Annotated in this window: 5 protein-coding genes; 4 read left to right on the top strand and 1 reads right to left on the bottom strand. The window is 61.3% G+C overall.

Annotated features, from left to right (window positions below; all coding sequences use genetic code 11):
* Positions 1-247 precede the first annotated feature (247 nt).
* Positions 248-1,582: an IS110 family transposase gene (locus tag J7E36_RS19405; RefSeq protein ID WP_215006444.1), complete on the top strand. Its 1,335-nt coding sequence runs from the start codon at positions 248-250 to the stop codon at positions 1,580-1,582.
* 274 nt (positions 1,583-1,856) lie between these two features.
* The gene (locus tag J7E36_RS19410) at positions 1,857-2,414 is read left to right on the top strand and encodes a DUF4174 domain-containing protein (protein WP_215006447.1); all 558 of its coding nucleotides are present in this window, start codon (positions 1,857-1,859) and stop codon (positions 2,412-2,414) included.
* Positions 2,415-2,537: 123 nt separating this feature from the next.
* Here J7E36_RS19410 and ampC read toward each other — a convergent pair whose 3' ends face one another.
* The gene (gene ampC, locus J7E36_RS19415) at positions 2,538-3,686 is read right to left on the bottom strand and encodes a class C beta-lactamase (RefSeq protein ID WP_215006450.1); all 1,149 of its coding nucleotides are present in this window, start codon (positions 3,684-3,686) and stop codon (positions 2,538-2,540) included.
* Between the two features lie 240 nt (positions 3,687-3,926).
* Between ampC and J7E36_RS19420 the strand changes: the two genes are divergently transcribed.
* Together J7E36_RS19420 and J7E36_RS19425 are read left to right on the top strand one after the other, a co-directional pair.
* On the top strand, positions 3,927-4,805 hold the full coding sequence (locus J7E36_RS19420) for a Dyp-type peroxidase (protein WP_215006452.1): 879 nt from the start codon (positions 3,927-3,929) through the stop codon (positions 4,803-4,805).
* Between the two features lie 77 nt (positions 4,806-4,882).
* Positions 4,883-5,629, top strand: coding sequence for an SDR family oxidoreductase (locus J7E36_RS19425; RefSeq protein WP_215006454.1), 747 nt, complete (start codon positions 4,883-4,885; stop codon positions 5,627-5,629).
* Positions 5,630-5,665 lie beyond the last annotated feature (36 nt).

Genomic DNA, 5,665 nt, shown 5'->3' on the forward strand with positions numbered 1-5,665 from the left:
GTGGGAGGTCCCGCCCCGTCTACGACGCTGCGCTGTCGCGCAGCAAACTGGGGCGGGATAAAGTTGAAGTGCGCGCGGGGATCGAAACCGTAGCCTGCACTGGTGTGCCAGCACCCGCGTGGGAGAGTGGTTCGCACGGTATCGGCGTGGAGTCGCTGAAGGCACAGCACGCTGTGACCTCGTATAGGAGAGTGAACCCATTCGCCACCGTGTTCCCGCGCGCCCTTCAATCCTGCGAGGATTTTTCATGGCGCGCAAGAACCAGAAGAAACGTTTCGAAATTGTCCATCATCATTGTGCCGGGATAGATATCGGCAGCCGTGAGCACTGGGTGGCAGTCGACCCCTCATCCTGCGCAGATCCGGTGCGCAGCTTCACCACCTTTACCGACGACCTGATCGCCCTGGCCGACTGGCTTGAGTCTCTCAAGATCAGTGTGGTGGCCATGGAAGCGACCGGTGTCTACTGGATTCCAGCGTTCGAGATTCTGGATGCCCGTGGTTTCGAAGTGTATCTCGTCAATTCCCGAGCCACTCGCCAAGTGTCCGGACGCAAGTCAGATGTGCTCGATTGCCAATGGATCTGGCAGCTCATGACGCACGGCCTGCTCAGTGGCGCGTTTCGTCCTTCGGACGAAATCTGCGTGATGCGTTCGCTGGTCCGACAGCGCGCCAACAAGGTTCGCGATCAGGCCAAGTCCATCAATCGCATGCAGAAAGCGCTAAGCCAGATGAACATTCAACTGGCCAACGTCATCAGCGATATTACCGGCGTGACCGGCATGAAGATCATCCGCGCCATCCTTGCAGGAGAGCGCAACCCTCATGTGCTGGCTACTCACAGGGACCGGCGGATCAAGGTTGATCAATCCACCATTGCTCGAAGCTTGCACGGTAATTGGCGGATGGAGCATTTGCATGCCCTGCGTCAGGAAGTGGAGTATCAGGACTTTCTCGATCAACAAATCAAGGCATGTGATATCGCAATCGGCCAGTCGCTGGCCCGCTTGCCCGCATTGAGCACGGACATAAAAGCCCCCACCAAGGTCCTACGCAGCCCTCATCGGTGCGCAGCAGATCAGCTAAATCTGCACAAAGCGTTGAGCCAGATAATGGGCGTAGACCTGACAGCCATCCCGACAATCGGCGTTGACACGGCGTTGGTGCTGGCCAGCGAAATAGGTCCGGACCTGGGTCGTTTCCCGACCTCACAGCACTTCTGTTCATGGCTGGGACTGGCTCCGCCGACACGGATATCAGGGGGAAAGCAATTGGCCTCCAAAACCTCGAAAGTACTTAATCGCGCAGCCCAGGCCTTGAAGCAAGCGGCTTCGAATGCACGTAACGACAAGAGCTTCATCGGTGCAAGCCATCGATCAAGATTGGCAAGAATGGACGCAAGCTGTGCCATCAAAGCCACCGCACATCAGTTGGCCAGATTGATCTACGCGATGCTGACCAAAGGCCAGCCTTATGTGGAACAGGGCATTGAAGCTTATGAAGCCAAAAGCCAGGACCGGCAACTGCGAGCCTTGGAACGCAAAGCTCGCAAGCTAGGCTACCAGTTGGCACCGGCAGCATGATTTTTTGCTATGAGAAACAAAGAGTAAGGTTTTGTTTGATAGGAGCGGGCTTGCTCGCGAAGGCGTCGTGCCAGTCGACTTAATATTGACTGATACGACGCCTTCGCGAGCAAGCCCGCTCCCACAGTGGATTTCTGTACCTCATGTGCCCCCCCGGTTGCGCAATGAACCCGCTGGCCTAAGCTTCAACACAGCGGGCGCAGTGTTGGCCGGCTGGCGGAACAATTGCCGCCATGCGCAATCAGTACAGCGTAGATATCAAAAGGAGAGGCGCATGCTCATTCGGTCGTTGACCTTCGCTACCTTGCTGGCCCTCGCCGGCCCGCTGTTCGCCGCCGATGGCGACTCACCCCTGGTGGCGGAGGTGGGCAAGGCCCGGCCCCTGATCGTCATTGCGCCCAGCACGGTGGACCCGGCCTGGGTCAGCCTGAAAAAAGCCCTGGATGAACCGGCCGGCAAGCAGGGTTTTTCCGAACGGAACCTGGTGCTCTACACCGTGCTCAACACTATAGGCCAGCGCGACGGCAAGGACCTTGACCCGCAAAGCACCATGGCATTGATCCGTTCGCTCAAGCTGGGTGCCGGCGCCCAGACCAAAATCATCCTGGTGGGCAAGGACGGGGAAAAGAAGCTTGAGCATTCCGGGGCGATCGAACTGAAAGACGTTTTCGACGCGGTGGACAAACTGCCTCCCGCCGAAAAAGAGACGGCCGCCCCGACACCTCCTCCCGCGCCGGTAGCGGCGCCGGCGAAGGATGCAAAAGAGGCCAAGGGCGCCAAGCCAGGCAAGGCCGCCAAACCTGCGGCAGCGCCCAAGCCGTTGGATGATTGAGTTGCAGATAAACCCTGTGGCGAGTGGCGTGTGGGAGCAAAGCTTGCTCGCGAAAGCAAGCGCCTCGGTTTCAGAAAGACCGCGTTGCTTTCATCGCGAGCAAGCTTTGCTCCCACACTTCAATTATTGCGCATCCAGCGCCGTCAGGATCCGGTGCGCGACCTTGACCCGCTCCTCAATCGGATAGTTCTTGTTTGCCAGCAGCACGATGCCCATGTGCTTGCCCGGCACGAACGCCGCGTAGGCGCCGAAGCCGCCGGTGGATCCGGTCTTGTTGATCCAGGCATTGTCCGGTGCCGGACGTGGCGGATCGAGAGGCTCCACCTTGTTCGGCTTCATGGCGACCTCCACCGAGTTGCCTGCCAGTAGCTCATCCAACGTGACGGGGTACGGGTAGAACTCCCAGCCCAGGCCCTGGGTCATTCCGCCAACCTTGTAGAACCCGGTATGGGTCGTGGCAATGGCTTTGCTCAGGTCGGCGTCCAGTTTTTCAGGTGCCAGGTTGGCCTCGATGAATCGAATCAGGTCCGAGGCGCTGGTCTTCACCCCGTAGGCCTCGGCGTCCATGGCACCCGGCCCGACCCGCACCGGCTTGCCATCCTTTGCATAGCCTTGGGCGTAACGGCCCAGTTGATCCTGCGGCACCCGTACATAACTGTGCTTGAGGCCCAGTCCCGGCATCAATGTCTGCTCCATGACCTGATCAAATGGTTGGCCCAGGCTGCGGGCCGCCAGGTAGCCGAACAGGCCGATACTGGGGTTTGAGTAGAGTCGCTGAGTGCCGGCCGGGTAGAGCGGTTTCCAGGTCTTGTAATAATTGAACATCCGGTCTGGATGGTCCGCGTCGGCGGGGAACTGCAACGGCAGGCCGCCGGCGGAGTAGGTGGCGAGGTTGAGCAGGCTGATGCCCTCGAAGGCGCTGCCCCGCAGTTCTGGGGCAAAGCGGCTGGCGGGGTCCGAGAGGGACAGTTTGCCTTGGGCCTGGGCGTAGGCGCCGAGGGTTGCGGTGAAGGTCTTGCTGACCGAGCCGATTTCGAAGAGGGTCTGGTCGGTCACCGCCTGCCGGGTTTCCCTGGAGGCCACGCCGTAATTGAAATAATGACGTTGGCCGTCAAGCGTGATCGCCACCGCCATGCCGGCGATATCCTGTTGCTTCATCAACGGCTGGATCGCGGCGTTGACTGTCTCTTCGATACGGTCTTGGGCAAAGCCCTGGGGGGTCCCGCAGAGCAGGAGAATCGCGCTGGCGAGGATTGATTTGGCCGTGTGCATGGGTCGAACCTTCTCCTTGGTGTTCGATGCCCGGGGCATCGGAAGGGAGGTCAATCTAGGACGTTTTCCGCTGCCGGGCAATCGCCGGCCAGCCGGTCCCGTCCAGGTTCCGAATTGTCCGGCCCATGCGCCGGAAAGATCCTACGAAAATCTTTGTGTGCTCCAGGCTTTGGCACTCATGGCAAACCACACAAAACCACGGCCGCCGGGTAAACTTGCGCTCTTTCTAAAGGAGTTCACATGAGTTACTACCAGCCCGGCATTCTCGCCGCCCCCGTTCCGCCTCAGGCCCGTCATCTGTTCTTTGCCCTGGAATCGGTCGAGGCGCTGCCGGCTGCGATAGACAAGCTCGTGTTGCAACTCGACGATCGCGCGGTGATCGGCTTCGGTGAGTCACTGGTCCAGGCCCTGGGCGCTCAGGTCGAAGGCCAGCGGGCTTTTCCGGCGCTGGCCGGCGTGGGCGTGGATAATCCTTCCACCCAGCACGCGCTGTGGTGCTGGCTGCACGGCGAAGACCGCGGCGAACTCCTGCACCGCAGCCGTGCGATCGAGGCGGCGCTGGCCCCGGCCTTGCGCCTGGTGCAGATGAACGAAACCTTCCGGCACAAGACCGGCCATGACCTGACGGGTTATGAGGACGGTACCGAAAACCCCCTCGACGAAGCGGCCGTCGCCGCCGCCCTGGCCCAGGGTGTGGACGGGGTGCGTGGTGGCAGTTTCGCGGCGATCCAGCAGTGGCAGCATGACCTGGATGGTTTCGCGGCGATGCACCCCCACGAGCGCGACAACATCATGGGGCGGCGCCTGAGCGATAACGAAGAAATCGAAGAGGCGCCGGAATCGGCCCACGTCAAGCGCACCGCCCAGGAAAGCTTCGCCCCCGAGGCCTTCCTCGTGCGTCGTTCGATGCCTTGGATCGAAGGTGACCGTGCGGGCCTGATGTTCCTGGCGTTTGGCTTTTCCCTCGACGCCTTCGAGGTGCAATTGCGCCGCATGAGTGGCCTGGAGGATGGCATCACCGATGGCCTGTATCGCATGAGCCGGCCGATTACCGGTGGCTACTACTGGTGCCCGCCACAGCTGGACGGACGCTTGGACCTGCGTGCGCTGGCCCGTTAAGCGCAACGGTTTGTGCAAAACGTGAGGTGAACGCTATTCTTGGCCCGGACCTCTATCCGTGGAACGGGAGAACTAGCGTGGATAAAGTCATCGTCATCACCGGTGGCGGCCGCGGAATCGGGGCGGCCACGGCGCTACTGGCTGCCGAGCTGGGTTATCGGATCTGCATCAATTACCAGTCCGACGAAAGCGCTGCCCTGGAGGTGCTCGGCCAGGTGCGGGCCAAGGGCGCACAGGCGATTGCCGTGCGCGCCGACGTGAGCATCGAGGACGAGGTGGTCGGTTTGTTCGACCGGGTGGATGCCGAACTGGGCCGTGTCACTGCCCTGGTGAACAACGCCGGCACGGTCGCCCAGAAGGCGCGGCTCGACGAAATGTCCGAGTTCCGCATTCTCAAGATCCTGAAGACCAACGTGCTGGGCCCGATTCTGTGCGCCAAGCACGCGGTGCTGCGCATGTCGCCCCGGCACGGCGGGCAAGGCGGCAGCATCGTCAACGTCTCGTCGGTGGCCGCGCGCCTGGGCTCGCCGAACGAGTATGTCGACTACGCGGCCTCCAAGGGCGCGCTGGATACCTTCACCATTGGCCTGTCCAAGGAAGTGGCCGGCGAGGGCATTCGCGTCAACGCGGTGCGTCCTGGTTACATCTACACCGATTTCCACGCCCTCAGCGGCGACCCGGATCGGGTCAGCAAACTGGAGTCGGCGATCCCGATGGCCCGGGGCGGACGGCCCGACGAAGTGGCCGAAGCGATTATCTGGCTGCTGTCGGACAAGGCTTCGTATGCCACCGGGACGTTTGTGGATCTGGGCGGCGGGCGCTGAGTTTCGTATCGTCTGTGCTGGCCTCATCGCGAGCAG

Source organism: Pseudomonas fluorescens (genome assembly GCF_018614775.1).
GTDB lineage: Bacteria > Pseudomonadota > Gammaproteobacteria > Pseudomonadales > Pseudomonadaceae > Aquipseudomonas > Aquipseudomonas fluorescens_BY.